The sequence below is a fragment of the Vannielia litorea genome (genome assembly GCF_018424695.1).
GTDB lineage: Bacteria > Pseudomonadota > Alphaproteobacteria > Rhodobacterales > Rhodobacteraceae > Vannielia > Vannielia litorea_A.
The window spans coordinates 1-26,063 of sequence record NZ_QTNQ01000003.1 but is presented as its reverse complement, the minus strand read 5'-3'; the positions used below and the strand labels follow the sequence as shown (position 1 = coordinate 26,063).

The window sequence follows — 26,063 nt, the reverse complement described above, 5'->3', positions numbered from 1 at the left end:
GACGAGGCCCCGTGCCAGACAGCGTACCCAACCCGCACCCCGTGATCGAGATCCGTGGCCTGCACAAGGCTTATGGCAGCCTGGAAGTGCTCAAGGGGGTTGATATGCGCGCCCGCAAGGGGGAGGTGATCTCGCTCATCGGCTCTTCCGGCTCGGGCAAATCCACCCTTCTGCGCTGCGCCAACCTGCTGGAAGACAGCCAGCAGGGCGAGATCCTGTTTTCCGGCGAGGCGGTGCGGTGGAAGGGCGAGGGCCCGGCCCGGCGGCCTGCTGACGCGCGGCAGGTGCTGCGCATTCGCACCAACCTTTCCATGGTGTTTCAGCAGTTCAACCTCTGGTCCCACATGACCATCCTGCAAAACGTGATGGAGGCGCCGGTAACGGTGCTGAAGCGCGACCGCGCCGAGGTGGAGGCCGCCGCGCGGAGCTACCTGGAAAAGGTCGGGATCGGCGACAAGGCCGATGTCTACCCGGCCCAGCTTTCGGGCGGGCAGCAGCAGCGCGCCGCCATTGCCCGGGCGCTCGCGATGGAGCCCGAGGCGCTCCTGTTCGACGAGCCGACAAGCGCGCTCGACCCGGAGCTGGAGCAGGAGGTGGTCAAAGTGATCAAGGCGCTGGCCGAGGAAGGCCGGACGATGATCCTTGTCACCCATGACATGCGGATGGCGCGCGACGTGAGCGACCATGTGCTGTTTCTTCACAAGGGGCTGGTGGAGGAAGAGGGCGCACCGGATGCGCTCTTCGGAGCGCCGAAATCCGAGCGGCTGTGGCAGTTTCTGTCGCACAGCGGCGAGATGGCCTGATGGCGTGGCGGCCCGCCCTGGCCCTGGTGGCGGTGCTGGCGCTCGGCGCGACCGAGACGGCAGCAGCGCAGGATGTGCGGATCGGCACCGAGGGGGCCTTTCCGCCCTATACCTTCCGCGACCGGGCCGGCAGCCTGCGCGGCTTCGACATCGAGCTGGGCAACGAGATTTGCCGCCGTACGGGGCTGGATTGCGCGTGGGTCGTGAACGACTGGGAGAGCATTCTGCCCAACCTCGTGGCCGGAAAGTATGACGTGGTGATGGCCGGCATGGCGGTGACCAGCGAGCGCGCCCGCCTGGTGGCCTTCTCGATGGGCTACGAGGTCGGCGGCAGCACGGCCAGCGCGGTGCTTGTGCGCAGCGGCGAGCCGGGCACCAACACGGCGCGCGTGGCCGTGCAGGGCGCGACCATCCACGAGGACTGGGCCCGAGAGATGGGCCATAGGGTGGTGACCTACCCTTCGCTGGTGGCCGCCGTCGAGGCGCTCTTCGCCCATCGGGTGGATGAGGTGCTGGGCCCGCAGGCCTTCCTTGAAGGCGTGGCGCGCAACAGCGGGGGCAAGGTGGAGATTGCCGATGTCTTCGGCATCCCCTCGGGCGACACCGCCGCCGCCTTCCGCAAGGAGGACGTGGCGCTGCGCCGCACATTCGATTCCGCCATTGCCGAGATGCTCGCCGACGGCAGCATCGACGCAATGGCCGAAAAGTGGTTCCAGGCCGGAGACGGCACGGAATGAACAAAGCAAAACAAAGACCAACGGGAGTTATACCATGTTGAAATCCATTCTGAGCCTTGGCACGGCCATGGCCCTGACCGCTGGCGCGGCCTTTGCCGAGAGCCATGCCATGACGGTGCGGATCGGCACCGAGGGCGCCTATGAGCCCTACAATTTCATCAACGACGCGGGCGAGATCGACGGCTTCGAGAAGGAGCTGGGCGACGAGTTGTGCAAGCGCGCCGAGCTGACCTGCGAGTGGGTGAAGAACGACTGGGATTCGATCATCCCCAACCTGGTGTCCGGCAACTACGACATCATCATGGCCGGCATGAGCATCACCGATGAGCGCGACGAGGTGATCGACTTCACCCAGAACTACACCCCGCCCAGCGAGTCGAGCTATGTGGCCGCTTCGGAGGATGTGGATCTCGAGGGCGGCGTGATCGCCGCGCAGACGGCCACCATCCAGGCCGGCCACGTCGCAGAGGGCGGCGCCACGCTGCTCGAGTTCGCCACCCCGGAAGAGACAGTGGCCGCCGTGCGCAACGGCGAGGCCGACGCGGTGTTTGCCGACAAGGACTACCTCGTGCCGGTGGTCGAGGAATCGAGCGGCGAGCTGATGTTCGTGGGGGATGACGTGCCGCTCGGCGGCGGCATTGGCATCGGCGTGCGCGAAAGCGACACCGAGCTGAAGGAAAAGCTCAGCGCCGCGATCGGCACGATGAAGGACGACGGGACGCTGAACGAGATGATCGTGAAGTGGTTCGGCGACCAGGCGCTGACCTTCGAATAACGCCTTGAGACACGAGGGGCCGCCCGGCGCAGGGCGGCCCCTCTGCACCCCGGATGTTTGAATACTGCACAGACCCCCAGGAGCTCGAAGGCCTGACATGGCTGAGCTGCTACCTCACCACGGGGGTGCACTTCCTGTTCTACTGGGCCTTCGGCAAGGTGCTCTTGCTGCTGGCCATCGCGGCCCCCTCGGCGCTGGCGTTCGGCTTCCTGGGCGCCATGGCGGCCCGTTCGCTGATCGCGCCGCTGCGCTGGTTCGGCAAGGCCTATATCTCCGTCGTGCGCGGCGTGCCGGACGTGGCCTTCTTCCTTTTCTTCGTCATCGCGCTGGACCAGTTCTTCGAGTGGACCCGCCATCAGGTGAAATGCCCCGACTGGGATCAGCCGATCCGGCAGGGTAATGATTTTCTCGTCTGCCCCGCCGCCAAGCTGCCGTTGAACACCGCGCCCGAGTGGCAGCACGAAACCTATGGCTTCCTGCTCGCGGTGCTGACCTTCGCCATCGTCTTCGGGGCATTCGCCGCCAACGTGATCTTCGGTGCCATGAAGGCGGTGCCACGGGCGCAGATGGAGACGGCGGAGGCCTATGGCATGACCCGGCGCCAGAGCTTCTGGCGGGTGATGGTGCCGCAGATGTGGGTCTACGCCCTGCCCGGCCTCTCCAACACCTGGATGGTGCTGATCAAGGCGACGCCGCTGCTGTTCCTTCTGGGGATCGAGGATATCGTTTACTGGGCACGGGAGCTGGGCGAAAGGAGAACGGCCCGGTTTTCTGACTACCCGCACGAAGATTGGCGCATGTGGTACTTCTTGGCCCTGCTGATTTTCTACCTGGGATTCACTCTCTTGTCGGAAACTGTCCTGCGTCGGTTGCAGCTTCGACTTTCGCGCGGGCAAGCGACGGCCGCCGGAGAAGCGCAGAGAAAGACGGCGAAATGAGCTGCTACGAAACAATCGCCGACTACGCCTTCCGGTCCCTCGGTTTTGGGGAGAGACTTCTGCCGCGATCGGATTTCACGCTCTGCCAGCATTTCGTGCTGATCGGGTCCGGGCTGATCTGGAACATATATTTCGGCACTGTCGCGCTGTTAACAGGCTTCATTCTGGCGATCACGATGGCGCTCGGGAAAGCCTCGACGCAGCCCTGGCTGCGATGGCCAGCGGAGGGCTTCATCCTACTGTTCCGAGGCACTCCATTCTTCATCCAGTGCTTTTTTGCCTATTTCGTCTTTCTGTCCCTTAAGGGCTCTTACGCCTTTTTCGACAGTTTCACCGCCGCATGGCTGGGGGCGGTGATCGTGCTCTTTCTCAACACCGCCGCATATTCGGGCGAGATATTCTATGGCGCGCTGCGGTCGATCCCGAAGGGGGATATCGAGGCGGCGGATGCCTACGGGTTGCACGGGTGGAAGCGGTTCCGGCGCATCACCTTTCCCACGATGATGCGGCTGGGGTGGCCGGCCTATACCAACGAGGCGATCTTCCTGTTCCACACCACGACCTTGGTGTTTTTCAGCGGCTTCCCGGCGCGGCAGCAGGCGGGGGACGCGCTGTATTATGCCAGCTACTTCGCGGACAAGACGTTCAACCCCTTCGTGCCCTACCCGATCCTCGCGTTCTACTTCATCCTGCTCACCCTCTGCATCATCGGGGTGTACAGCCTGATCGGGCGGCGGCTGAACCGGCACCTGCCGCAGGAGACGCGGGCAAAGTTCCGCTTCAGGCCGCAGTTGATCCGATGAAGGAGACGATCCGTTTTGGCGCCGTTGACCTCAACGGGCAGGCGCGGGGCAAGCGGGTGCCCGCGAGCTATGCCGAGAAGCTGGAGAGCGGCGTGGCGCGGCTGCCGCTTTCAGTGCTGAACGTCGATCTCTGGGGCGAGGACATCGAGGACAGTCCGCTGGTGTTCAAGAGCGGCGACCGGGACGGGGTGCTGCGCCCCTCCCCGCGCGGCCCACTCGCCCTGCCCTGGATCGACCGGCCCAGCGAGCTGTGGCTGATGCGGATGCATTTGCAGAGCGGCGCGCCGTTCGAGGGCTGCCCGCAGCGGGCGCTGGGACGGGTGCTGGAGCGCTATGCGGCGAAGGGCTGGCGGGTGGAGGCAGCCTTCGAGATGGAGTTTCATCTGCTCGATGACGTGGATGGCACCCTGAGCGCGCCGATCAGCCCGCGCACCGGGCGGCGGGTGCGGCGGGCGGATGTGAACTCGCTCCTGGGGCTGGATGCCTTCGACGATTTCTTCACCGATCTCTACGACGGCTGCGACGAGATGGGCATTCCCGTAGAGGCCGCCATTTCGGAGGCGGGTGTGGGGCAGTTCGAGCTGTCGCTCACCCATGAGGCGGCCGAACGGGCGGCCGAGAGCGCCTGGGCCTTCAAGCAGCTGGCGCGGGGGCTGGCGCGGCGGCACGACATGGCGGCGAGCTTCATGGCCAAGCCCTTCGAGGATGACACCGGCAACGGGTTGCACGTGCATTTCTCGGTGCTGGATGAGGACGGGCGCAACGTGTTCGACGATGGCTCCGAGCAGGGCAACGACTTGCTGCGCAGCGCCGTGGCCGGGTGCCTTGCCGCCCTGCCCGCCTCGATGCTGATCTTCGCACCGCACGCCAACAGCTACGAGCGGCTGGTGCCCGGTGCCCATGCCCCGGTGCAGGCGAGCTGGGCCTATGAGAACCGGACTGCGGCCATTCGCATCCCCGCCGGGCCGGGCAAGGCGCGGCGGATCGAGCACCGGGTGGCGGGGGGCGATGCGAACCCCTTCTTGCATCTGGCTGCCGTGCTGGGGGCCGCGCTGAACGGGATGGAGGCGGGCACGGTGCCGCCTGAGCCGATCAGCGGCAATGCCTATGAGCAGGACTTGCCCGAGCTGCCGACCGATTGGGCCAGCGCGATTGACGCCTTCGACGAGAGCCCGGAAGTGGCAGAGATCTTCCATCCGAGGCTGATCGACTGTTTCACCCGGACCAAGCGGCAGGAGCTGCGGCGCTGCGAGGGCATGGCGCGGGACGATTTGGTGCTGCTTTGTCTGGAGACGGTCTAGGGGCAGCTCCTCGGGGCCCTCCGGCCCCTCCTCGCATCTGCGATGAGGACCGCAAGGGCCGAAGAGCAGCCCCCAACCACCGCTTGCAGCCCCCTGCGCCGAAGAATACCGTTTAGCCAGCCAGAAGGAGGCCCCCATGCTCATCGGCATTCTGCAATGCGGCCACATCCCGCCCGAGTTGCAACCGCACACGGGCGACTACCCCGAAATCTACGCCAAGCTGCTGGAGGGGCACGGCTTTCAGTTCGCCCATTGGGCCGTCTGCGACATGGAGTTCCCCAACTCCATCGACGCCGCCGACGGCTGGCTGGTGACCGGGTCGCGCTATGCCGCCTATTCCGACGAGCCATGGATCGAGCCGCTGGAGCAGATCATCCGCGCCGTCTACGCCGCGCCGAAGCCGATGGTCGGCATCTGCTTTGGCCACCAGGTGATCGCCCAGGCGCTGGGGGGCAAGGTGGAGCAGAGCGAGAAAGGTTGGGGCGTGGGCCGACAGGAGTATCTCTGGGGCAACGAGGTGGTGGCGCTGAACGCCTGGCACCAGGATCAGGTGGTAGAGCCGCCGAGGGAGGCCGTGACCATCTCGTCCAACAAGTTCTGCGAGCACGCGGCGTTTCTCTATGGCGACAAGATCCTGAGCGTTCAGGCGCACCCTGAGTTTGACCGCAAGATGATACAGGGCCTCATCAACGTGCGCGGCGGCACGGTGCCCGAGGCTCGGCTGGCTTACGCCCAGAAGATGCTGGATGCGCCGGTCGACAACGCCCGACTGGGCAATGACATCGCGGATTTCTTCAAGGCTGAGCGTGACTGGCAGGAGGCCGACGCATGAAGGACTACCGTGACCAGCTGCCCGAGGCGGCGCGCGCCTACATTGAGGGCCGACGGCTTGACGAGGTGGAGTGCATCGTGGGCGATCTTGCCGGCGTGGCGCGCGGCAAGGCGGCTCCGGCCAGCAAGTTTGCCCGGCAGACCCATTTCTACCTGCCCAACTCGATCTTCCAGCAGACAATCACCGGCGAATGGGCCGACCTTGAGGGCCAGCCCTTCACCGAGCCCGACATGGTGCTGACACCCGATTACTCCACCGCGACGGCAGCACCTTGGACCGCCGACATCACGCTTCAGGTGATCCACGACATCAACGACCAGCAGGGCAACCCGGTGCCGGTGGCCCCGCGCAACGTGCTCAAGAAGGTGGTCGCGCTTTACGAGGAGATGGGGCTGACGCCGGTGGTGGCGCCGGAGATGGAGTTTTACCTCGTCGCGCCCAACGTGGACCCCGGCCACGAGATTCAGCCCCCCATGGGCCGCACCGGGCGGCGGGCGGCGGCGCGGCAGGCCTATTCGATGGCCGCGATCGACGATTTCGGCGCGGTGATCGACGACATCTACGATTTCGCCGAGGCGCAGGGCTTCGAGATCGACGGCATCTTGCAGGAGGGCGGGGCCGGGCAGATCGAGATCAACCTGCGACACGGCGACCCGGTGCTGCTGGCCGACGAGATCTTCTATTTCAAGCGGATGATCCGCGAGGCGGCCTTCCGGCATGACAGCTATGCCACCTTCATGGCCAAGCCGATCCAGGACGAGCCGGGCAGCGCGATGCACATCCACCACTCGGTGGTGGAGGCGAAGACCGGGCGGAACATCTTTTCCAACCCCGACGGCAGCGAGAGCGAGGCATTCGCGCATTTCATCGGCGGGCTGCAACGGCACCTGCCCGCCGCCGTGGCGCTTTTTGCGCCTTACGTGAACAGCTATCGCCGCTACGTGCCGGACTATGCCGCGCCGATCAACCTCAGCTGGGGGCGCGACAACCGCACCACCGGCCTGCGTGTGCCGGTGAGCGGGCCGGAAGCCCGGCGGATCGAAAACCGCCTGCCGGGGATGGATTGCAACCCCTACCTCGGGCTGGCCGCCTCGCTGGCCTGCGGCCTTCTGGGCCTGCGCAACAAGATCGCACCGACCGAGGAGTTCACCGCCGAGGCCTACACCCAGGAGGCCGAGATTCCGACGACGCTGGGCGAGGCGCTGGACCTCTTCGAGGAGGACGAGGCGCTGCACGAGCTGGTCTCGCCCGCCTTCTGCAAGAATTACCTCGCGGTGAAGCGGTTGGAATACAAGGGCTTCATGCAGGTGATCTCGCCATGGGAGCGTGAGCACCTGCTGCTGAACGTATGAGGCTGCTCTACGCCAACGGAACACGCGGCGAGCATGCTGCCAGCTGGTATGCCGCCAGCGCGGAGGCGCCCGGCCCCTACCCTGCGCTGAAGGGCGAGCTGCGGGCCGATGTGGCCGTGGTGGGCGGCGGGTTTACCGGGCTTTCGGCGGCGCTGCACCTGGCGCGCGCCGGGGCGAAGGTGGTTCTGGTCGAGGCGCAGCGGGTTGGCTGGGGGGCCTCCGGGCGCAACGGCGGGCAGGTCGCGCCAGGGCTGAACATGCATCAGGACGCGCTGGAGGCGAAGCTGGGCCGCGCGGCGGCGGAGGGCTACTGGCGGATCGGGCAGGAGGCGGTGGCGCTGGTGCGCGGGTTAGTGGAGGAACTGGCGCCGGAGGCCGATTGGCAGCCCGGCGTGCTGCATTCCTTCTGGAAGGCGGGCGAGGCCGAGGAGGCCGCGCGCTATGCGGAATATCTGCGCCGGAACTATGGCTACGAAAGCCAGGAGGTGCTGGACGAGGCCGGGGTGCGGCGCTTCGTGGGCACCGAGGTTTACAAGGGCGGCGTGGTGGATTGGGTGGCCGGCCACATCCAGCCGCTCGCCTATGCCTTTGGCCTCGCGCGAGGCGCCGAGGCAGCGGGGGCCAGCCTGCACGAGATGAGCGAGGTGCATCGGATCGCGCCGGAGGGCAACCACGTGCTGGTGGCCACCGATCGCGGGCGGGTGCTGGCCGATCATGTGATCCTCGGGTGCAACGGCTACATGGAGGGGCTAGCACCGAAGGTGCAGGCGCGGGTCATGCCGATCAACAACTACGTGGTGGCGACCGAGCCGCTGGGCGCGCGCGCGGCGGAGGTGATGCCGCGCAACGTGGCGGTGGCTGACAGCAAGTTCGTCATCAACTATTTCCGGCTGTCGGGCGACGGGCGGCTGATCTTTGGCGGCGGCGAGAGCTATGGCTACCGCTTTCCGCGCGACATTGCCACCAAGGTGCGGGGGCCGATGGAGAAGATCTTTCCGCAGCTTGAAGGCGTGCCGATCACCCATGGCTGGGGCGGTACGCTGGGGATCACGGTGAAGCGGGTGCCGCTCTTCATGCGACCGGCGCCGGGCGTGATGGCGGCGGGCGGCTACTCCGGCCACGGGGTGGCGCTGGCGACTAAGGCGGGCGAGATCATGGCCCGCGCGGTGGGGGGCGACCCCGGGGATTTCGACCTGATGGCGCGGCTCCCTGCCCCGCCCTTCCCCGGCGGGCCATTGCTACGCACACCGATCACCACGGCGGCGATGATGTGGTATGCGATGCGGGACAGGTTGGGGGTTTAGCGCGGGTGAGAAGGTGTGCCCGCCCGATGCGCGCCGAAGGCGCCGGGCAGCGCCAGCCCGCCCCCCGGGCTGGTGCTTCTTCAACGTCAGGGCGACCGCAGAGGTCAGATGACCACCCAACCATAAAGCGCCCCCAAACTGGCGTTGCGTGCACCATCCCGCGGGCTGGCTCTGCCCGTCTTGCGTGGGTGGCGGAGGCGGAGTCGGGACAAGTCCCACCCTTCGGGCGGAATGGCAGAACATCCTCCTCCCCACGGCTCTGTTATCGAAATTTCACTTGGGCGTGCCCGCGCTTTCAGCTACATGTTTCCTGAAAGAGCATTTCAGAAAACCTGAAAGAGGACGCAGCGATGACACAGGCCCCCAACGTCTACGACGCCGAACCCATCCCCGAGGCTGCGCGCGCCGAGATCGACCGGCTGCTGCAATCGGGCGACCTGTTTCGTTACACCGCACCGGAAAACGCGCCAGTGGCCCTGCTGGAGCGCGAGTTTGCCGAGCTGATGGGCGCCACCTATGCGCTGGCCGTCTCCTCCTGCTCCGCCGCGCTGTTCCTGTCGCTGAAGGCGCTCGACCTGCCGCGCGGGGCCAAGGTGCTGATCCCGGCCTTTACCTTTGCCGCAGTCCCCTCCGCCGTGGTCCATGCCGATTGCGAGCCGGTGCTCTGCGAGGTGGGCGAGAACTACCGGGTCGACCTTACGGATTTCGAGGCCAAGCTGCCCGGCGTCGACTGCGTGCTGATCTCCCACATGCGCGGGCACACCTCCGACATGGACGCCATCATGGCGCTGGCCGATGCCGCCGGGGTGCCGGTGGTCGAAGACGCGGCCCATTCGCTCGGCACCGTCTGGCATGGCCGCAAGATCGGCACCATCGGCAAGGTGGGCTGCTTCTCGTTCCAGAGCTACAAGCTGGTGAACGCGGGCGAAGGCGGCATCCTTGTCACCGACGATGCCGAACTGGTCGCGCGCGCCGTCATCATGTCGGGCGCCTATGAGCACGCCTGGAAGAAGAACATGGGGCTCGAGGCGCATTACAAGCGCTGGCAGAACAAGCTGCCGCTCTACAACATGCGGATGCAGAACCTCTCCGCCGCCGTCATCCGCCCGCAGTTGGCCGAAGTCGCTCGCCGGGTGCGCGATGGCCGCGCCGGGCATGACCGGGTGGCCGCGCGGCTGAACATGAGCGACTGGCTGGAGGTGCCCGCGCCGCTGCCGGGCGAACTGCGTGCGCCGGATTCGATCCAGTTCAACCTCGTGGGCATGAGCGATGCCGAGGTGGGCGAATTCACCGCCGCTGCCGCCGCGCAGGGGGTGAAGGTGCAGGTCTTCGGGATGAGCGAGGACAATGCCCGCGCTTTCTGGAACTGGCAGTTCCTTTGTGATCTGCCCGAACTGCCGCAAACCCGGGCGATGCTGATGCGCGCCTGCGATGTGCGCCTGCCCGCGCGGCTGACCGAGGCGGAGCTGGACTATATCTCCGGCGCGTTGGTTGCAGCGGCGCAGCAGGCCAAGGGCGCGATCGCCGCCGAGTGAGCGAGGCGCGCCGCCGCCATCGCATGGCGGCGGGGCACATCCGTCCCTACGGAAGCCTGCCTGCCGCTTCGATGATCTCGGCTTCGGTCATGCCGTGGATCACGGTGCGGACCTTTTCCCAGGAGCCATAGTAGAGCTCGAGCGCGCCATAGGCGAGGCGCAGCTCCTTGAGGTGTTTCTCCACCTCACCGCGCGCCTGCACCCATGCCGGATCAGCATCTTTCACCAGCGCGTAGAGCTGGTCGAGATCGTAATTGAGCACCAGCCACTCGAGCGCCCGGTTGAACTCGGGCAGCCCGGCCTCGGGCACTTCGTCCCGCAGCCGGGCGATCTCGGCATTGGTGGCCGCCATGAGCGGGTCGCCCTCCTGCCCCCATGCGGGGCCGGGGAGAGACCCGGCATCAAGCAAGAGCAGTGCGCAGCTCGTTATAAGCACTTTCAAGCTGGCCGACGATCGTCGGGTCATAAAGCTGGTCGCCAAAGTAGCACTCCTTCACGGCTTTCTCGGCATTGTTCGACGCGCCGCCGGGGGCCCCGGCGCAATGGGCCGTTTCATGGCACAGCGTGGCCGCGATCATCCAGTGGTTCTTGTTGACCAGCGCCCACTCGTGCAGGGCGATGTCCTTCTTGTTGGAGTGGGTATCGGCATATTCACCGGCCACGTTGCGCGACGAGTAGTTGATGAAGAGCCCGCCGCTGTTCCACAGCTCGGTGAAAGTCTTGTTGATGCCGAGTGTCTTGAAGTACTTGTTGCAGCGCCCTGTGGGCGGCTCCCTGTCGGCAAGGCGGTCGAGGATGCGCATCGCCGAGCGGACCTTGCCGAGGTGGGCGTAGTTCTGGGGAAAGCTGTTGTAGTCGATCGTCACGCCGCCGGCATAGTTTTCGGAGCGGTCGCCGTGGGCGTGGCCGTGGGTGTTGAGCGTGGCCATTGGGGCCTCCTTTGCAATGTGTTCGATTGAATGGCCCCTGAAAACGGGGCGGTCTTGCTGTGTAATGACCTACAGATAGGCACTGAGAGGCGCGGCCAGAAGGTGCGCACGCGTGAAAAAAGCGCGAATGCGCCTGTCAGAGCAGGCGAAGCTGGCCCGCGAGCCACGGCAGGCGCGCCACGGAGGGCCTCACCACCAGCTCGTCGATCAGCGGGCGCAGCGTGCCGGCCATGCGGGCGGGCATCGCCGAGAGCACGCCAGCGCGGGCATTGAGGGAGATTGTGCGCGAGAGCGGCGCAAAGGGCAGCGGCAGGATATCGGCGCTTTGCTGAAAGCGATGGGCTCGGGCCAGCGCGAGCGGCGTCAGGATTGTCCATCCTGCCCCTTCAGCCACCAGCGCCATGATCGCGTGGTAGCTATCCAGCTCGAAACGATGCGAGAGGCGCAGGTTCTGCCGTGCGAGGTGATCGGCGATGGTGCGCCCCATCAGGTGGCGCTGGGTGTACTGGATGAGAGGCAGCTTTTGCAGCTGGGCAGCCACGTCGCTGCCCGCGTCCACGGCACCGGGAGGCGCGGCCACCACGAAGGGCTCTGCCATCAGCGGGTGCACCTCCATCCAGTCTTCGGCCACCCCGATGTCGGCGGCCACGATCACGTCGAGCGCGCGGGTCTCGAGCAGGGTGAAGAGGTGATGCGAGGCGCCGGTTTCGAGCAGGAACTGGCAGGCGGCCAGCTCGCCCGCCATGGAGCTGAGCAGGCGCGGGGTCACGTCGGCGTCGAAATCCTCGATCATGCCGAGGCGCAGCGAGGTGAGCGCGGCCATGTCGCCGCCTGCGATCTCGGCGCGCGCCGCCGCCGCCTCGTTGAGGATGTTCTGCGCCCGGCGTTTCAGCGCCTCGCCTGCAGGCGTCAGGGCAAGGGGCCGCGTGGCGCGGTCGACCAGCGGCACGCCCATCGCGGATTCCAGCGCCGTGAGCTGCTGGCTGACGGCAGAGGCCGAGGCCCCGAGCCGCCGCGCCGCCGCCGAGACTGCGCCTTCCTCGGCGGTGGCGAGGAAGACCTCGACCTGCCAGAGGGTGATGCGTCCGGTCTTGTCGGGCATGGGGAGGCTCCTTGGATGAGCCGCACGCTATGGCCATTGCGGAGGGGGCGCAACTGCGTCAGGGTCGCGGCGACACCACAACATCTTCCGGAGGCTCCATGACAAATGCCGCGCAAAGCTGGGAGGCCCGCGCCGAAGCCGCCACCCTTTATGGCTTCACCGATCTGCCCACGATCCATGACCGCGGGACGGTGGTGCTGACCCACGGGGAAGGCCCCTATGTGGTGGACGTGCACGGGCGGCGCTACCTCGATGCCAACTCGGGCCTCTGGAACATGGTCGCCGGCTTCGACCATCCGGGCCTGACGCAGGCGGCGCAGGAGGCCTATGCGCGCTTCCCCGGCTACCACGCCTTCTTTGGGCGGATGAGCGACCAGACGGTGATGCTTTCGGAGAAGCTGGTGGAGGTTTCGCCGTTTGACCGCGGGCGGGTGTTTTACACCAACTCGGGGAGCGAGGCGAATGACACGATGGTCAAGATGCTCTGGTTCCTCGCGGGCGCCGAGGGCAAGCCGCAGCGCCGCAAGATCCTGACCCGGAAGAATGCCTATCACGGGGTGACGGCTGTGAGCGCCTCGATGACGGGCAAGCCTTATAACGAGGTGTTCGGGCTGCCGCTGGAGGGCTTCATCCACCTCACCTGCCCGCATTACTGGCGAGAGGGGCGTGACGGTGAGAGCGAGACCGAATTCGTGGCCCGGCTGGCGGCGGAGCTGGAGGCGGTGATCGCCGCCGAGGGCGCCGACACGATTGCGGGCTTCTTCGCCGAGCCGGTGATGGGCGCAGGCGGGGTGATCCCGGCACCTGAGGGGTATTTTGCCGCGATGCAGGCGGTGCTGAAGAAGCACGGGATTCCGCTGATTTCCGACGAGGTTATCTGCGGCTTCGGGCGCACCGGCGAGGTCTGGGGGTGCGAAAGCTACGGCTTTGTGCCCGATGCGATCATCTCGTCGAAATGCCTCACCGCCGGTTTCTTCCCCATGGGGGCGGTGATCCTCGGGCCGGAGCTGGCCGAAAGGGTGCAGGCGGCCTCTGAGGCAATCGAGGAGTTTCCGCACGGCTTCACGGCGTCCGGGCATCCGGTGGGCTGCGCGATTGCACTGAAGGCGATTGAGGTGATCCTGAACGAAGGGCTGATCGAGCGGGTGCGCGAGCTGACGCCGCTGTTTGAAGAGGGCATGGCGCGGATCGGGGAGATGGCCAACATCGGTGAGGTGCGCGGACGCGGGTTGATGGGGGCGCTGGAGGCGGTGGCGGACAAAGCCACCAAGACGCCCTTTGACGGCAGCCTTTCGGTCAGCGAGCGGATTGCGAACGCCTGCACCGACGAGGGGCTGATTTGCCGGCCCCTGGGGCAGTCGATCGTGCTCTGCCCGCCCTTCATCATGACGGACGCGCAGATGGAAGAGATGTTCGGCAAGCTCGAAGGAGCACTTGGCAAGGTGTTTGCAGAGGTCGCTTGAGGCGGGCGTCGGAGTTGGGGGGCCAGCCCCGTCGCCATTGGGCTCGAACCAATGGCGCCACAATGGCGACCCCCCGGAGATATTTGCAGCAAGAAAATGAACAGGGCGGCGCTCTTGGGGGCGGCGGCGCGTTAACCTTGATTTTGGGCTAACCGGCTTCGACGGATTGGCCAAGGAGCGCGATGGCGAGGGCGGCGGCGGCGAGGGTGTAGAAGAGTGCGGCGCGCGTGCCGGTGCAGGCGCGGGCGGCGAGAAGGGATTGCAGCGCATAGTAGAGCGCGAAGGCGCGGCTGGCGAAGGCGATGATTTCGAACACGTGGAAGCCCCAGGTGAGGGCAAGGCCGGCGGCGGTGAGCAGGGCATAGGCGGCGGGCTGTTTGATCCGGCCGCGGGTGAGCTCCTGCACGAGGCCGCCGGAGCCGCCGGTATCGGCCACCGCCGCCGAGAACTGGGCGGCCAGGGCGGCGGCCACCAGCAGGGGCGGCAGGATGGCGGCGACGACCCGCATCATGTCGATGATCGCGGTTTCGGAGGTTTCGATCTCGCCGGGCGGAAAGACATAGGCCGCGAGCAGGATATAGGCCATGTAGATCGCGGTGGCGATGATCTGGGCGTGGCGCATCGAGGCGATGCGGCGCCGCGCGCTGTAGCTGTGGCCAAGGTAGCGGGAGGTTTCAAACCCCTGCACGGTGACGATCAGACCCATGCCAAGCGTGAGCGCCTGCCACGGGGCGACCTGCACGGGATTGACGATGAGGGCCCCTGCCCCGGCCTTCTGCACGAAGAACGCCGCGAGGCCGACGAGCAACCCGGCGATGATGGCGAGCTTCAGGGTGACGGCATATTTCTCCATCCCCTCCAGCGCGGAGAAGCCCCGGAGCCAGCCGGTGGCGAGGATCAGCGCATAGGCGGCCGAGGTGACGACATGGGCGGCAGTCGGGCTGTGCCACGGGGTGAGGTTGACGGCGAAGCTGCCGAAAAGGTTCAGGTAGTAGGCGACCGAGATGACGTAGGCGAAGGCGAGGGCCCATGAGGCCAGCGTTTCGACATGGGAGTCGAGCGCGGGCCGCTCCCCCTCTTCGATCCGGGCGATGTTGCGACGGATGGCGGCGCCGAAGCCCCAGGCGATGGCGCAGAGGGCGGCCATGACGGCGGGGGCGAAGGCGCCATATTTGTGGTCGAGCAGAGGGCCGAGCACAAGGAAGCCCGAACCGATGATGGAGGCCAGAGGCGTGACGGTGGCGCGCCAGGCCTCGGCCCGGGCGATGCGGGGCCAGAGCAGAGCGCCGCCCGTGAGACACACGGCGGCGAGGATTGCGATGCCGAGCACGGGTCGGAGCCGGAGGCCTTACTTCCCGAGCTTGGAAAGCTGCTCCTGCAGTGCGGCGAGCTGGCTCTTGATCTCGTCGAGATCCTGCTCGCCCTTGGCCGGGGCGGGTTTGGCGGCGGGTGCGCTACCCTCGTCTTCCGGCGCGGGGCCGGACATGCCGAAGGGGGTCTGCCCGCCGGTCATGGCCTTCAGGAAGGCCTCCTGCTGCGCGCGCATCGCGTCGAACCCTGGCATGTTGGCCATCGGGTTCATCTTGGTCATGTTCTCCATCATGGTGCTCTGGCCGTTCTGAAGCATCTCGAAGGAGGATTGCAGGAAGGCTGGCACGATGGACTGGGCCTGGCTGGCGTAGCTGCGCACGAGATCGGTGAGCACGCCGGTGGGCAGCACGTTGTCGCCCTTGCTTTCATGCTCGGCGATGATCTGGAGCAGGTACTGGCGTGTCAGGTCATCGCCCGATTTCAGGTCGACGATCTGCACTTCGCGGCCATCGCGGATGAAGTTGGAGATGTCTTCGAGCGTCACGTAGTCGGACGTCTCGGTGTTGTAGAGCCGCCGGCTTGCGTACCGCTTGATCAGCAGCGGAGCCTTTTCGTCCGACATGCAAATTTCTCCCATATTGCAGTGCAGCGAAACGCAGCGTAGTGCAGCATTTCTGAAAAAGAAAGCGTTTAGAGGCGGCGCCCCGAAAACGAGAATGGGCGGACCCGACGGGTCCGCCCACGTGTTCACGCCCTCAGGGAGGAGGAAGGGCGCGTATCTGTCGCTGCGCGCCTTACTTGGCGGCGGCGGCTTTCTTGGCGGCCGAGGTCACGTCTGCGGTGGCCTTCTTCATGGTCGCGGTGGCTTCTTCGGAGAAGTCCTTGCCGGCGGCCAGCATCAGCTCGACGGTTTCCATCTGCACCTTCTTCGCAACTTCGGCGAAGGCGGCCATGTGCTCGGCGGTCATTTCGGCCTGGGCCGAAGCGAAGTCGGTCATGGCTTTGGTGTAGTCGGTGGGCTCACCCTTCACCTTGGTCAGGGCGGTGGCCTTCTCGATGGTGTCCTTCGTCCACTTCGAGGAGATCTCGGTGGAGGTGGCGGCAGCTTCGAGAGCAACCGAGGACAGCTTCTCACCGAAAGCGGCGGAAGATTTGAAAGCGTCTTGCATGGCAGAGGCGTCCACGGGGAAAGCGGACATCATGTCTTGCATCATCTTGGTCATGTCGTTGGTGGTCTTGGCCATTGGTCTATCTCCTTTGTGGTGCGGCGGGCACCGATGTTTCGTGGTGCGCTGGCACCGTTCCGGGCGTTGTCTTCGAGGAGATAGATACATGCTGCGGTGCAGAATTTCAAGGTTTTTTCTGCACTGCAGCAAAAATTAGTTTTCAGCAAAAACAGCTATTTAGATGAAACCACGTAGGTTCCGGGTGCTTTTGCGAGTGCAGGATGGCTGGAATCGCCCGGTGTGCGGGCCTCCACCTTCTTGCCGGAGCGCTTGCGCAGCCAGCTCTCCCAGCGCGGCCACCAGGAGCCCTCGTTGTATTCCGCCGCGCTTTGCCAGTCATCCGGGTCGGCGGGCATGTCGGGGTTGGTGTAGTGGCCGTACTTCTTTTTGGACGGCGGGTTCACGATGCCAGCGATATGGCCGCTCTCGGAGAGGATGAAGGTCTTGTCCTTGGAGCCCATCTGCCGCACGCCGCGATAGCTCGCCTTCCAGGCGGCGATGTGATCGGTCTCGCAGGCAATGGCACAGATCGGCACGTCGATGTCCGAGAGCGACAGCCGGGCATCGCAAAGCTCGATCTCGCCCTTGGCCAACTCGTCGTTCTGGCAAAGCTTGCGCAGGTACTCGACCGACATCTTGGCGGGCAGGTTGGTGCTGTCGCCGTTCCAGTAAAGCAGATCGAAGGCCGGGGGCGTCTCACCCATCATGTAGCTGCGGATCGCGGGGCGATAGATGAGATCGTTTGAGCGCAGGTAGGAGAAGGTGCGCGACATGTAGAAACTGTCGAGATAGCCCTTTTCCGTCACCTCCGCCTCGATCCCGTCGACGAAATCATCCGTCAGGAAGACGCCCACCTCGCCCTGGTCGGAGAAGTCGGTGAGGGTGGTGAAGAAGGTGGCACTCTTCACCGTGTCGTCGCCGCGCTGCTTCAGGAGCGAGAGGGTGAGTGCCAGGGTGGTGCCGGCGATGCAGTAGCCGATCACGTTGACCTTCTCTTCCCCGGTGATCGCCTTCACCTCGTTCAGCGCCGTCAGGTAGCCCTCTTCGATGTAGTTGCCCATGCCGACATCGGCATAGCCTGCATCGGGGTTGACCCAGCTCACCACGAAGAGCGTGTAGCCCTGTTCGGTGATCCACTTGATCAGCGAGTTCTGCGGCTTCAGGTCGAGGATGTAGAACTTGTTGATCCAGGGCGGGAAGATGATGAGCGGGGTGGCATATTGCTTGTCGGTCGCGGGCGCATACTGGATCAGCTCGAACATGCGGTTGCGAAACACCACCTCGCCCTCGGTGGTGCCGATGTTGCCGCCCACCTTGAAGGCGTCCTTGTCGGCGAGGTTCACCACGAAGTCGCCGTGATGGTCTTCGAGGTCCTTCACCAGGTTCTCCAGCCCGTCGACAAGGCTCTGCCCGTCGGTTTCCACCGCGCGCTCCAGCGCCTCGGGGTTGGTGGCGAGGAAGTTGGTGGGCGCCATCAGGTCGACGATCTGCTTGGAGAAGTATTCCAGCCGCTTCTTGTCGGCGGGCTCCATGCCATCGAGTTCGTTCACCGCGTTGCCGATGGCCTCGGAGGAAAACAGATACTGCTGCTTGATGTAGTTGAAGTAGGGATGCGTCTGCCAGAGCGGCGAGGCGAAACGCGGATCGTGGCCGCTTTCGTCTTGCGGGGGTTCGAGCTGGCCCTGCACCAGCTTTTGCTGGCTGTCGATGTAGTGCTTGAGCGTCTTGCCCCAGTAGCCGACCTGCTGCTCGAAGATCTTGGAGGGATTCGACATCATCTCCTGCCAGTAGGCCGCCGCGGCCTTGGCGTAGAGTTCAGGCGACGGGCCTTGCAGAGACGGGTCAACCTGCCGCTGGTGACTCAGCGCTGCAACCAGACGTTGCGACAGAGCCTCTATCTTGGCCAGATTGGCCTCTAGCTTCGAGGGATCGAGCGGTGCGTCGGTTTCGTCAGTTGTCATGATAATCATTCCCCCCTAACTTCTCCTTAAAACGTAGCGCCGCAAGCTTGGGAGGGGCAAGCGGCATGTTGCCCCGCCGGCATTTCGGTGCTGACGGGCAAAGAAAGGCGCGAAATGAAGAGCATGATGAGCTACGATGTGATGGAGACCCTTCGCATCACCAACCAGTGGCTAGGGGCTTCGGCCAAGGCCTTGTATTCCTACCCCGCATTCGGACTTTCCACCAACCCCTTCGTCGCCATGACGGCCGCCTGGGGCGAGGTGACGGAGCGCAGCTTCGCCCGGATGGTGACCAAGCCGGACTGGAACATTTCGCACGTGGTGGGCGAAGATGGGCGCGATCACCTCGTCGAGATCGAATCCGTTGTGGGCCGCCCCTTCGGTGACCTGATTCACTTCAACGTGCTCGGACGCAAGGAGAAGGACCGCAAGGTTTTGCTCGTCGCGCCGATGAGCGGGCACTATGCCACGCTGCTGCGCTCCACCGTTGTCAGCCTGCTGCCCGACTGCGAGGTGTACATCACCGATTGGCACAATGCCCGCGACATCCCGGTGAGCGAGGGCAAGTTCGACGTGGAGGATTACACGCTCTACCTCGTGGACTTCCTGCGCGAGATGGGTCCGGACACCCATGTGATCGCCGTCTGCCAGCCCGCGCCGATCGCGCTGGCGGCCACCGCCTACCTCGCCGCGGAAGATCCGGACGCCCAGCCCAACACGCTGACGCTCATCGGCGGCCCGATCGACCCGGGCGCGGCCCCCACCGAGGTGACCGACTTTGGCCGTTCGGTGACGATGGGCCAGCTGGAGCAGCACGTGATCCAGCGCGTCGGCTTCAAGTATCGCGGTGCGGGGCGGCTGGTGTACCCGGGCCTGCAACAGCTTGCCAGCTTCATCGCGATGAACGCCGACACCCATTCCACCGCCTTCTTCGACCAGATCGTGGCCACCGCCAAGGGCGAGGCCAGCGAGAACGACCGGCACAACAAGTTCTACGACGAATACCTCGCCGTGATGGACATGACGGCCGAGTTCTACCTCTCCACCGTCGAGCGGATCTTCAAGGAGCGCGAGATTGCGCGGAACGTCTTTGTGGTCGACGGCAAGCAGGTGGATATCTCCAAGATCACCGATGTCGCGGTGAAGACAGTGGAGGGTGCGAATGACGATATCTCCGCCCCCGGCCAATGCGTGGCCGCGCTGGAGCTTTGCACCGGCCTGCCGGACAATATGAAGGCCAGCCACCTCGAGCCGGGCGCAGGCCATTACGGCATCTTTGCAGGCCGCAGCTGGCGCAACAACATTCGCCCGCTGGTGCTTGAGTTCATCGACGCCAACTGCCGCCACGCCAAGAAGGCACCCAAGCCGCGGGTGGTGAAGAAGGCCTCCTAAACAGAGTTTGGATTGATATGCAGGGCGGGAGCGATCCCGCCCTTGTCGTTTCCGGCCCTCAGCGCAGCACGAGCGGGGCGTCGAGGAAGCCCTTGAGCGCGTGGTTGACGGAGGTGGGGTGCTCAAGCGTCAGGTAGTGGCCGCCCCCGGCGATCACCTTCAGCTCGGCATTGGGGATGAGTTCGGCGAGGAATTCGTGGCGTTTCACGCCATAAAGCTGGTCTTCGTCGCCGCACATCACCAGCACCGGCTGCTTGGCCTTGCGCAGCACGCGCTGCGGATCGGGGCGGCGTTGCAGGGCACGGGACTGACGGACGAAGGCATCGGGGCCGAGCGCCTCGGCCATGTCGAGCACCAGGTCGATCACCTCGGCGCGGTGCCCCACCTCGCCCACGCCCGCCGCCTCGATCTGGGCCTTGGCCACCTCGATCAGCCGTCCGTTGCGCACGCCGATGATGCCCGGCTCCCTGTCGGCGGCCACGTGGGGCGGCTCCGTGAGCGCGGTGGTGGAGATCAGCGCCATCCGGCTCACACGGTCCGGCGCGCGGTTGAGCACCTCCATCGCCACCATGCCGCCAAGGCCGACGCCGCAGAGGGCGAAACGCTTGGGTGCGCCGTCGAGCACACGCTGGGCCAGCGCGCCCACACTGTCGGCATGGGCCATCGAGCCGATCTGCACCGCGCGGCTGGCGGAGAAATGCATGATCTGTGGCCAGAAGGCCCGCGCATCACACAGAAAATCCGGTAGAAAAACAATGGTATCGGCCATTGGCTGCCAGTCCTTGCCTCGCGCCGCACTCTCCGGGCGGCTTTGCGCGCAAGGCTACCCGCGCGCCCGCGCCGCTGCAAGGGCACAAGCCCGTGTGGGCTGGGCGGAGACCCGCCGCCGGTGCAACTTGCCTAGGCTGCCCCGTTCCACTGGAACTCGCCCCTTGGCCCGAGCGGGGAATGGGGGTTCCACGCGACTTCCCAGATATGGCCCTCGGGATCGGCGAAATAGCCGATGTGGCCGCCCCAGAAGATATCATGCGCAGGCTTCAGCACCTTGGCCCCGGCAGCCTCGGCCGCTTTCAGCACCGCGGCAACCTCTTCCTTCTCGCGGACGTTGTAGGAATAGGTAGCGGCGCCATGGCCCAGGCTTTCGATGGTCACCCCCATGTCACGCGCCAGCATCTCCAACGGGTAGAGGCCCAGCGTCTGCCCGAGAAGATCGAAAGCGATCACCCCGTCGGGCACCTCGACGCGCTGCCATCCGAGCGCCTCGTAGAAGCCTGCCGCGGCCTCAGGGTCGCGCACGCCGAGGGTGATGAGGCTGATCCGCTGATCCATGTGAGTCTCCTAAGCTGCTACGGGCAGGCTAGGTGAACAAAAGATGAACGTCTAGCCCTTCTTGCGGGTCAGGATGACATACATCGCGAGGCAGAGGGTGATGATGTCGGTGATCATCGTCGGCGCGGGGGTGTAATCCGCCCCGCCTGCGCCCTTGTCGAGCTGCTGGAGCGAGGCCGTCAGCTCTTGCGCATCGCCTGCGGAAAGACCCATATCGTCGCCGCCTTCCACCAGCTTCTCCAGCGCCTTGGCGAAAGTTTCCCAGGCCAGGTCCGGCCCGACGAGGGCGGCGAGCAGATCGGCAATGGCCTGGGCCAGCGCCACCGCCTGCTCACGCAGCCCGGCGATGTTGGCCTGGTGCGAGCGCATCGACTGGCGCTCGGGGTAGCTGAGTTTGCGCGGGTTGCCGAAGCGCACCGAGAGGAAGCCCTCGGAGGAGCGGATATCGCGCTGGATCAGCTCAAGCTGGCCCTTCCAGCGCTCGACCTTGGCCATGATCTCGGCATGGGTGGTGGAGGTTGTCTTGACGGAGGCCCCGGCCTGCACCTTCATGGTTTCGGCCACCACCTGGGCGGTCAGGGTGCGGAGCATGATCTTCTTGGCTTCGTGGTTCATGGCAGTCTCACTGGTGATGCGAAATCGATTTTCGGAAAGCTTGGGAGCCAAAATTTCTCCCGTGGGGTCAACCTAAGCAGCGGCGCGGGGGCGCGCAACCGGGCGGTGTGCTTTTTACAAAGGCGTCACGCAGGGCTAGCCGAGGGCGGCCAGAACCTGCGCAACGGCCTGCTCGATGAGGGCCAGCTCGGCAGGGCCGGAGAAGCGATGATCGGCGCCTTTCACCAGCGTCAGGCGGATGTCATCGCCCTCGGCGTGCTCCAGCAGGCGCAGCGCGACGGACAGCTCCACATCCGCATCCGCCGTGCCTTGCAGCATCCGCACCGGCACGGGCAGCGGCAGGGGATCGCGCAGCACGAGCTGGCTGCGGCCCTCTTCGATCAGCCGCTTGGTGATGATGTAGGGCTCGCCATAGTCCGAGGGCAGCGCCACCTGCCCGGTGCTGGCCAGTTCGGCCTTCTGCGCCTCGGAGAAGCCGGCCCACATGCTGTCTTCGGTGAAGTCCGGCGCGGCGGCAATGGTGACCAGGCCCGCCACCTTATGCCCAAGCCGCCTGGCCATCAGCAGCGAGATCCAGCCGCCCATGGAGGAGCCGACCAGCACTTGCGGGCCGTCCGTCAACCGGGTGGTCGCCTCTGCCGCATCCTCGGCCCAGTCGCCAATGGCGCCTTCGGTGAAGGCGCCCGAGCTTTCGCCGTGGCCGGAATAGTCAAACCGCAGGAAGGCGCGGCCCTGCGCCTGCGCCCAGGCCTCCAGATGCACCGCCTTGGTGCCGCCCATGTCACTCTTGAAGCCTCCGAGAAACACCACGCCCGGCCCCGCGCCCTCGGTTCGGTGATAGGCGATGCGGCGGCCCTGCGGGGTTTCGAGCATGGCGGGCATGGGGGCGTCTCTCCTGTTGGTCGGCGGCCAACCTAGGCCACGCCCCCTGCCCCATCAACCCTCTTGCCCCGGCGCGCATTTTCAGCGCAAATCCGGCCCCATGACATACCCGCGTTACACCGATCTGGCCCAGGGCCTGCCCTCCACCGTGCCCTTCGTCGGCCCCGAAACCCAGGAACGCGCCCGGGGCCGCGCCTTTGACGCGCGGCTCGGGGCGAACGAGAACGGCTTTGGTGCCTCGCCCGCCGCGATCCGCGCCATCGGAGAGGCCGCGCGCGAGGCCTGGATGTATGGCGACCCGGAGATGCACGACCTGCGCCGGGCGCTTGGCAGCCATCTGGGCGTGGCCCCCGAAGCGGTCATGCCGGGCTGCGGAATCGACGGGCTGCTGGGCGACCTTGCCCGCCTGCTGGTGGCACCGGGCGATGCGGTGGTGACGTCGCAGGGCGCCTACCCGACCTTCAACTTTCACGTCGCGGGCTTCGGCGGGGTGCTGCACAAGGTGCCCTACCGGGACGACGCGGAAGACGCACAGGCGCTGGTGGCCAAGGCCGCGGAGGTGGATGCCAAGATGGTGTACCTCGCCAACCCCGACAACCCGATGGGCACCTTCCACGGGGCGGAGGCTCTGGCCGAGATGCGCGCCGCCCTGCCCGAGGGCTGCCTCTTGGTGCTCGACGAGGCCTACGTGGAATTCGCCCCCGAGGACGATCTGATGGAGCTGGACCCTTCGGATGAAGGGATCATCCGCATGCGCACCTTCTCCAAGGCCTATGGGCTGGCGGGGCTGCGGGTGGGCTATGCGGTGGGCCACCCCGAGCTGATCGACGCCTTCAACAAGATCCGCAACCACTTCGGCCTGGGCCGGGTGGCACAGGCAGGCGCGCTGGCCGCGCTGGCCGATACCGCGCATCTGGCACGGGTGCAGGGCGAGGTGGCGGCGGCCAAGCGGCGGATCGGCAAGATCGCGCAGGCCAATGGCCTCACGCCCCTGCCCTCGGCCACCAACTTCGTGACGCTCGACTGCCACGGCGGCGTGGCCCGGGCCAAGGCGCTTGTGGCAGAACTGGGCAAGCGCGGCGTATTCGTGCGGATGCCCTTCGCCGCCCCGCAGGACCGCTGCATCCGGATCTCGGCGGCGCCGGATGCGGAGCTGGGCGTGCTGGAGCGGGCGTTGCCGGAGGCGCTGGCCGCCATCGGCTGAGACGTTCACGAAAATTAGACTCGTCGCGGCGTATTCAGGGGGTAGGCTTGTGCCACCACCGGAGGCTGCCATGCGCCATCATCGCCCGATCGGACGGGTTGAAGACTACACCGTGCCCTTCCTCGTTTCGGCGGGATTTACCCTCTTCGCCGGGCTGATGATCGTGGCCGCCCATTGGGGCTGGCTGGGCGTAGCGCTGGTGGCGGGCGGGCTCGACCGGTTGATCGCGCGGCTCGGGCGCTGACCGCGCCGGTCAGGCGCAGGCCCGGGCCGCCGCTTCCAGCGCGCCGCGCCCGTGGTCGATGCCAAGCGCCGTCATGCCCGCCTCGATGCTGCCCAGCGCGCCCAGCACCATATGGGTGTTGAGGTGCCCCATGTGCCCGATCCGGAAGAAGCCATCGCCCTCGGGATCGTCGCGACGATACATGCCCAGCCCGATGCCCAGCGTGACGCCGGTGTTGGCCTCCAGCCACTTGCGCAGCCGCGTGCCGTTCTCGCGCCCGATGGAGAGCGCGGTGACGGCATGGGTCCGCAGCGCCGGGTCTTCGACGTTGAAGCGCAGCGGCCCACCCTGCCCCCAGGCCGCGACGGCGGCCCAGACGGCACCGGAGAGCCTGCGGTGCCGCTCCCATACGTTCTCCAGCCCCTCCTCGTGGATCATGGTCAGCGCCTCGCGCAGCCCGAAGAGGTGGTGCGTTGGGGCGGTGCCGCCGAAATACTGGTAGAAGAACTGCGGATTGGCACGCGGCGTCCAATCCCAGTAGAGCGTGACCATATCCGCGCTCTTGTGCACCTCGTCGGCCCGGTCGCTGAAGAAGACGAAGCCAAGGCCGGGCGGGGTCATCAGGCCCTTTTGCGAGGCCGCAACCATCACATCGACGCCCCAGGCATCCATCTCGAAGCGGTCGCAGGCGAGCGAGGCGATGCAATCGACACAGAGCAGCGCGGGATGGCCAGCCTTGTCGAGAATGTCGCGCAGGGCCTTGATATCGTTGCGAATGGAGGTGGCCGTATCGACATGGGCCACCAGCACCGCCTTGATCGCGTGCCCCTTGTCCGCCGCAAGCGCTTCGGCAAAGGCGGCATGATCAACGGTGCCCTGGCTGCCGAAATCCAGCCGCTCCACATCGGCCCCCAGCTTGTCACCCACATCGGCCCAGCCGTGGGTGAAGCGCCCGGTGCAGAGCGCCAGCACCTTCTCGCCCCGTGAGAGCACGTTGGTGAGCGCCGCCTCCCATGCGCCGTGGCCGTTGCAGATGTAGATCGCGGCGTTCTGCGTCGTGCGCGCCACTGCCTTCAGGTCGGGCACCATGGCGTCCACCATGTCCGAGAGCGCGCCCTCGTAGATGTTGGGCGCACCACGGTGCATGGCTTGCAAAACGCGGTCCGGCATCACAGATGGGCCGGGGATGGCAAGATATTCGCGACCGTGGGCGAGGGACATGGGCTTTCTCCGGGGAGGGTCTTCATCGGGCACCTTATGCCCGCCCCGCGCGGCGTCAACACCGGGTGTGCTTGTTTGGTGCGGACGCAAAGGCTATGCCCCCTGAGAAATGGTGAAAGGAGCCCCATGCTGGATGGGCTGAAGAAATGGCTGAAGAGCAAGGAGCGGGCGATCCGCACCTCCTTTGGCGATGATATCTCGACGCCCAAGGCACGGCGGCAGGCGAAGTGGCATTTCAACCTCTTCGACCACGCCTGGCTGCGCACCTTCTGGACCAATTTCGACAAGGTGGCCGAGGGGGTGTACCGTTCCAACCATCCAAGCCCTGAAAGGTTGAAAAAGTACAAGGCCATGGGGATCACCACCGTGCTGAACCTGCGTGGGCAGGAGAGCGGGTTTTCACCCTGGCTCTTCGAGGAAGAGGCCTGCCGGGAGCTTGGGCTGAACCTCGTGGTGGCCAAGATTTATGCAAGGCGTCCAGCGACAAAGGCCGAGATGTTGAACCTCATCCACACGCTGAAAACGATAGAGAAGCCCTTCGTGATGCACTGCAAATCAGGCGCCGACCGGGCCGGACTCGCCTCGGTGCTCTACAAGCTGATTGTTGAAAAATCCTCGGTTGAAGAGGCACGAAAGCACCTGTCGCCGCGCTATCTGCACCTGAAATTCACCAAGACCGGCATCTGCGACCACATCATCGACATGTGGGAGGCCGACCATATCGCCACGGGCATCGGGGCGGAGGAGTGGTTTCTGACGAAATATGACCCCGCCGAGGTGAACCGCAGTTTCGCCGCCCGAAACCGCCGCGAGGCGGCGTGAGCG

27 protein-coding genes are annotated in these 26,063 nt (G+C 65.8%); 15 read left to right on the top strand and 12 right to left on the bottom strand.

Features of this window, described 5'->3' with window-relative positions; translation table 11 throughout:
- The first annotated feature begins 11 nt into the window (after nt 1-11).
- The 10 genes from DYI42_RS02040 (at nt 12) to DYI42_RS01995 (ending at nt 10,380) form a co-directional block, all read left to right on the top strand.
- On the top strand, nt 12-803 hold the full coding sequence (locus DYI42_RS02040) for an ABC transporter ATP-binding protein (RefSeq protein WP_342344591.1): 792 nt from the start codon (nt 12-14) through the stop codon (nt 801-803).
- A complete protein-coding gene (locus DYI42_RS02035; protein WP_213544249.1) occupies nt 803-1,540 on the top strand; it encodes a transporter substrate-binding domain-containing protein in 738 nt (245 codons plus the stop codon). The genes DYI42_RS02040 and DYI42_RS02035 overlap by 1 nt, the downstream gene beginning before the upstream one ends.
- A 34-nt stretch (nt 1,541-1,574) precedes the next feature.
- Entirely contained in the window at nt 1,575-2,315 is a 741-nt protein-coding gene (locus DYI42_RS02030; RefSeq protein ID WP_213544248.1) for a transporter substrate-binding domain-containing protein, read from the top strand.
- Nucleotides 2,316-2,368: 53 nt separating this feature from the next.
- The gene (locus tag DYI42_RS02025; protein ID WP_213544247.1) at nt 2,369-3,253 is read left to right on the top strand and encodes an ABC transporter permease; all 885 of its coding nucleotides are present in this window, start codon (nt 2,369-2,371) and stop codon (nt 3,251-3,253) included.
- A complete protein-coding gene (locus DYI42_RS02020; RefSeq protein ID WP_213544246.1) occupies nt 3,250-4,056 on the top strand; it encodes an ABC transporter permease in 807 nt (268 codons plus the stop codon). Before DYI42_RS02025 ends, DYI42_RS02020 begins: the two co-directional genes overlap by 4 nt.
- Complete coding sequence (locus tag DYI42_RS02015; protein ID WP_213544245.1) at nt 4,053-5,357, top strand: glutamine synthetase family protein; 1,305 nt, start codon at nt 4,053-4,055, stop codon at nt 5,355-5,357. Before DYI42_RS02020 ends, DYI42_RS02015 begins: the two co-directional genes overlap by 4 nt.
- A 136-nt stretch (nt 5,358-5,493) precedes the next feature.
- Complete coding sequence (locus tag DYI42_RS02010) at nt 5,494-6,189, top strand: type 1 glutamine amidotransferase (RefSeq protein ID WP_213544244.1); 696 nt, start codon at nt 5,494-5,496, stop codon at nt 6,187-6,189.
- The gene (locus DYI42_RS02005; RefSeq protein ID WP_213544243.1) at nt 6,186-7,541 is read left to right on the top strand and encodes a glutamine synthetase family protein; all 1,356 of its coding nucleotides are present in this window, start codon (nt 6,186-6,188) and stop codon (nt 7,539-7,541) included. Before DYI42_RS02010 ends, DYI42_RS02005 begins: the two co-directional genes overlap by 4 nt.
- On the top strand, nt 7,538-8,845 hold the full coding sequence (locus tag DYI42_RS02000) for an NAD(P)/FAD-dependent oxidoreductase (protein ID WP_213544242.1): 1,308 nt from the start codon (nt 7,538-7,540) through the stop codon (nt 8,843-8,845). Before DYI42_RS02005 ends, DYI42_RS02000 begins: the two co-directional genes overlap by 4 nt.
- 350 nt (nt 8,846-9,195) lie before the next feature.
- A complete protein-coding gene (locus DYI42_RS01995; protein ID WP_213544241.1) occupies nt 9,196-10,380 on the top strand; it encodes a DegT/DnrJ/EryC1/StrS family aminotransferase in 1,185 nt (394 codons plus the stop codon).
- 46 nt (nt 10,381-10,426) lie between these two features.
- Here the strand turns inward: DYI42_RS01995 and DYI42_RS01990 are convergent, their stop codons facing one another.
- The 3 genes from DYI42_RS01990 to DYI42_RS01980 all read right to left on the bottom strand — a co-directional run bounded on the left by DYI42_RS01990 (nt 10,427) and on the right by DYI42_RS01980 (nt 12,411).
- A complete protein-coding gene (locus DYI42_RS01990; protein WP_213544240.1) occupies nt 10,427-10,732 on the bottom strand; it encodes a hypothetical protein in 306 nt (101 codons plus the stop codon).
- A gap of 49 nt (nt 10,733-10,781) precedes the next feature.
- Nucleotides 10,782-11,309, bottom strand: a complete 528-nt coding sequence (locus tag DYI42_RS01985; protein ID WP_213544239.1) for a hypothetical protein — start codon at nt 11,307-11,309, stop codon at nt 10,782-10,784.
- 136 nt (nt 11,310-11,445) lie between these two features.
- On the bottom strand, nt 11,446-12,411 hold the full coding sequence (locus DYI42_RS01980; protein ID WP_213544238.1) for a LysR family transcriptional regulator: 966 nt from the start codon (nt 12,409-12,411) through the stop codon (nt 11,446-11,448).
- Nucleotides 12,412-12,509: 98 nt separating this feature from the next.
- Between DYI42_RS01980 and DYI42_RS01975 the strand changes: the two genes are divergently transcribed.
- Nucleotides 12,510-13,874, top strand: a complete 1,365-nt coding sequence (locus DYI42_RS01975) for an aminotransferase (RefSeq protein ID WP_213544237.1) — start codon at nt 12,510-12,512, stop codon at nt 13,872-13,874.
- A 148-nt stretch (nt 13,875-14,022) separates the two neighbouring features.
- Here the strand turns inward: DYI42_RS01975 and DYI42_RS01970 are convergent, their stop codons facing one another.
- The 4 genes from DYI42_RS01970 to phaC form a co-directional block, all read right to left on the bottom strand.
- Nucleotides 14,023-15,204 (bottom strand): hypothetical protein, encoded by a 1,182-nt coding sequence (locus DYI42_RS01970; protein ID WP_213544236.1) that lies wholly within the window; start codon nt 15,202-15,204, stop codon nt 14,023-14,025.
- 18 nt (nt 15,205-15,222) lie between these two features.
- Complete coding sequence (gene phaR, locus DYI42_RS01965) at nt 15,223-15,807, bottom strand: polyhydroxyalkanoate synthesis repressor PhaR (RefSeq protein ID WP_213544235.1); 585 nt, start codon at nt 15,805-15,807, stop codon at nt 15,223-15,225.
- Nucleotides 15,808-15,979: 172 nt separating this feature from the next.
- Nucleotides 15,980-16,429 (bottom strand): phasin, PhaP, encoded by a 450-nt coding sequence (locus tag DYI42_RS01960; protein WP_213544234.1) that lies wholly within the window; start codon nt 16,427-16,429, stop codon nt 15,980-15,982.
- Between the two features lie 155 nt (nt 16,430-16,584).
- Nucleotides 16,585-18,372, bottom strand: a complete 1,788-nt coding sequence (gene phaC, locus DYI42_RS01955) for a class I poly(R)-hydroxyalkanoic acid synthase (protein ID WP_213544332.1) — start codon at nt 18,370-18,372, stop codon at nt 16,585-16,587.
- Nucleotides 18,373-18,486: 114 nt separating this feature from the next.
- Here phaC and phaZ point away from each other — a divergent pair, with 114 nt between their 5' ends.
- Nucleotides 18,487-19,764, top strand: coding sequence for a polyhydroxyalkanoate depolymerase (gene phaZ / locus DYI42_RS01950; RefSeq protein ID WP_213544233.1), 1,278 nt, complete (start codon nt 18,487-18,489; stop codon nt 19,762-19,764).
- Between the two features lie 58 nt (nt 19,765-19,822).
- On the opposite strand, the gene DYI42_RS01945 is transcribed toward phaZ, so the two are convergent.
- From DYI42_RS01945 to DYI42_RS01930, 4 genes are all read right to left on the bottom strand, one after another.
- Complete coding sequence (locus DYI42_RS01945) at nt 19,823-20,533, bottom strand: alpha/beta fold hydrolase (protein WP_213544232.1); 711 nt, start codon at nt 20,531-20,533, stop codon at nt 19,823-19,825.
- 131 nt (nt 20,534-20,664) lie between these two features.
- The gene (locus DYI42_RS01940) at nt 20,665-21,093 is read right to left on the bottom strand and encodes a VOC family protein (RefSeq protein ID WP_213544231.1); all 429 of its coding nucleotides are present in this window, start codon (nt 21,091-21,093) and stop codon (nt 20,665-20,667) included.
- 51 nt (nt 21,094-21,144) lie between these two features.
- On the bottom strand, nt 21,145-21,708 hold the full coding sequence (locus DYI42_RS01935) for a hypothetical protein (protein WP_213544230.1): 564 nt from the start codon (nt 21,706-21,708) through the stop codon (nt 21,145-21,147).
- 135 nt (nt 21,709-21,843) lie between these two features.
- Nucleotides 21,844-22,590, bottom strand: coding sequence for an alpha/beta hydrolase (locus DYI42_RS01930; protein ID WP_213544229.1), 747 nt, complete (start codon nt 22,588-22,590; stop codon nt 21,844-21,846).
- A gap of 100 nt (nt 22,591-22,690) precedes the next feature.
- Here DYI42_RS01930 and DYI42_RS01925 point away from each other — a divergent pair, with 100 nt between their 5' ends.
- Nucleotides 22,691-23,794, top strand: coding sequence for a pyridoxal phosphate-dependent aminotransferase (locus DYI42_RS01925; protein WP_213544228.1), 1,104 nt, complete (start codon nt 22,691-22,693; stop codon nt 23,792-23,794).
- Between the two features lie 70 nt (nt 23,795-23,864).
- Nucleotides 23,865-24,038, top strand: coding sequence for a hypothetical protein (locus DYI42_RS01920; RefSeq protein WP_213544227.1), 174 nt, complete (start codon nt 23,865-23,867; stop codon nt 24,036-24,038).
- A 9-nt stretch (nt 24,039-24,047) separates the two neighbouring features.
- Here DYI42_RS01920 and DYI42_RS01915 read toward each other — a convergent pair whose 3' ends face one another.
- Complete coding sequence (locus DYI42_RS01915) at nt 24,048-25,238, bottom strand: pyridoxal-phosphate-dependent aminotransferase family protein (protein WP_213544226.1); 1,191 nt, start codon at nt 25,236-25,238, stop codon at nt 24,048-24,050.
- Between the two features lie 126 nt (nt 25,239-25,364).
- On the opposite strand from DYI42_RS01915, the gene DYI42_RS01910 reads away from it, so the two are divergent.
- Nucleotides 25,365-26,060: a tyrosine-protein phosphatase gene (locus DYI42_RS01910; protein WP_213544225.1), complete on the top strand. Its 696-nt coding sequence runs from the start codon at nt 25,365-25,367 to the stop codon at nt 26,058-26,060.
- The last annotated feature ends 3 nt before the right edge of the window (nt 26,061-26,063 follow it).

Bases quoted from the DNA above. Each gene is read 5' to 3' on its own strand.
- DYI42_RS01975 (WP_213544237.1), top strand. From the start codon at position 12,510: ATGACAAATGCCGCGCAAAGCTGGGAGGCCCGCGCCGAAGCCGCCACC.
- DYI42_RS02025 (WP_213544247.1), top strand. From the start codon at position 2,369: ATGTTTGAATACTGCACAGACCCCCAGGAGCTCGAAGGCCTGACATGG.
- DYI42_RS02010 (WP_213544244.1), top strand. From the start codon at position 5,494: ATGCTCATCGGCATTCTGCAATGCGGCCACATCCCGCCCGAGTTGCAA.
- DYI42_RS01990 (WP_213544240.1), bottom strand. From the start codon at position 10,732: ATGGCGGCCACCAATGCCGAGATCGCCCGGCTGCGGGACGAAGTGCCC.
- DYI42_RS01930 (WP_213544229.1), bottom strand. From the start codon at position 22,590: ATGCCCGCCATGCTCGAAACCCCGCAGGGCCGCCGCATCGCCTATCAC.
- DYI42_RS01985 (WP_213544239.1), bottom strand. From the start codon at position 11,309: ATGGCCACGCTCAACACCCACGGCCACGCCCACGGCGACCGCTCCGAA.
- DYI42_RS01935 (WP_213544230.1), bottom strand. From the start codon at position 21,708: ATGAACCACGAAGCCAAGAAGATCATGCTCCGCACCCTGACCGCCCAG.
- DYI42_RS02015 (WP_213544245.1), top strand. From the start codon at position 4,053: ATGAAGGAGACGATCCGTTTTGGCGCCGTTGACCTCAACGGGCAGGCG.
- DYI42_RS02035 (WP_213544249.1), top strand. From the start codon at position 803: ATGGCGTGGCGGCCCGCCCTGGCCCTGGTGGCGGTGCTGGCGCTCGGC.
- DYI42_RS01945 (WP_213544232.1), bottom strand. From the start codon at position 20,533: ATGGCCGATACCATTGTTTTTCTACCGGATTTTCTGTGTGATGCGCGG.
- DYI42_RS02020 (WP_213544246.1), top strand. From the start codon at position 3,250: ATGAGCTGCTACGAAACAATCGCCGACTACGCCTTCCGGTCCCTCGGT.
- DYI42_RS01995 (WP_213544241.1), top strand. From the start codon at position 9,196: ATGACACAGGCCCCCAACGTCTACGACGCCGAACCCATCCCCGAGGCT.
- DYI42_RS01960 (WP_213544234.1), bottom strand. From the start codon at position 16,429: ATGGCCAAGACCACCAACGACATGACCAAGATGATGCAAGACATGATG.
- phaR (WP_213544235.1), bottom strand. From the start codon at position 15,807: ATGTCGGACGAAAAGGCTCCGCTGCTGATCAAGCGGTACGCAAGCCGG.
- DYI42_RS01920 (WP_213544227.1), top strand. From the start codon at position 23,865: ATGCGCCATCATCGCCCGATCGGACGGGTTGAAGACTACACCGTGCCC.
- DYI42_RS01925 (WP_213544228.1), top strand. From the start codon at position 22,691: ATGACATACCCGCGTTACACCGATCTGGCCCAGGGCCTGCCCTCCACC.
- DYI42_RS01915 (WP_213544226.1), bottom strand. From the start codon at position 25,238: ATGTCCCTCGCCCACGGTCGCGAATATCTTGCCATCCCCGGCCCATCT.
- phaC (WP_213544332.1), bottom strand. From the start codon at position 18,372: ATGACAACTGACGAAACCGACGCACCGCTCGATCCCTCGAAGCTAGAG.
- DYI42_RS02005 (WP_213544243.1), top strand. From the start codon at position 6,186: ATGAAGGACTACCGTGACCAGCTGCCCGAGGCGGCGCGCGCCTACATT.
- phaZ (WP_213544233.1), top strand. From the start codon at position 18,487: ATGAAGAGCATGATGAGCTACGATGTGATGGAGACCCTTCGCATCACC.
- DYI42_RS01980 (WP_213544238.1), bottom strand. From the start codon at position 12,411: ATGCCCGACAAGACCGGACGCATCACCCTCTGGCAGGTCGAGGTCTTC.
- DYI42_RS01910 (WP_213544225.1), top strand. From the start codon at position 25,365: ATGCTGGATGGGCTGAAGAAATGGCTGAAGAGCAAGGAGCGGGCGATC.
- DYI42_RS01940 (WP_213544231.1), bottom strand. From the start codon at position 21,093: ATGGATCAGCGGATCAGCCTCATCACCCTCGGCGTGCGCGACCCTGAG.
- DYI42_RS02030 (WP_213544248.1), top strand. From the start codon at position 1,575: ATGTTGAAATCCATTCTGAGCCTTGGCACGGCCATGGCCCTGACCGCT.
- DYI42_RS02000 (WP_213544242.1), top strand. From the start codon at position 7,538: ATGAGGCTGCTCTACGCCAACGGAACACGCGGCGAGCATGCTGCCAGC.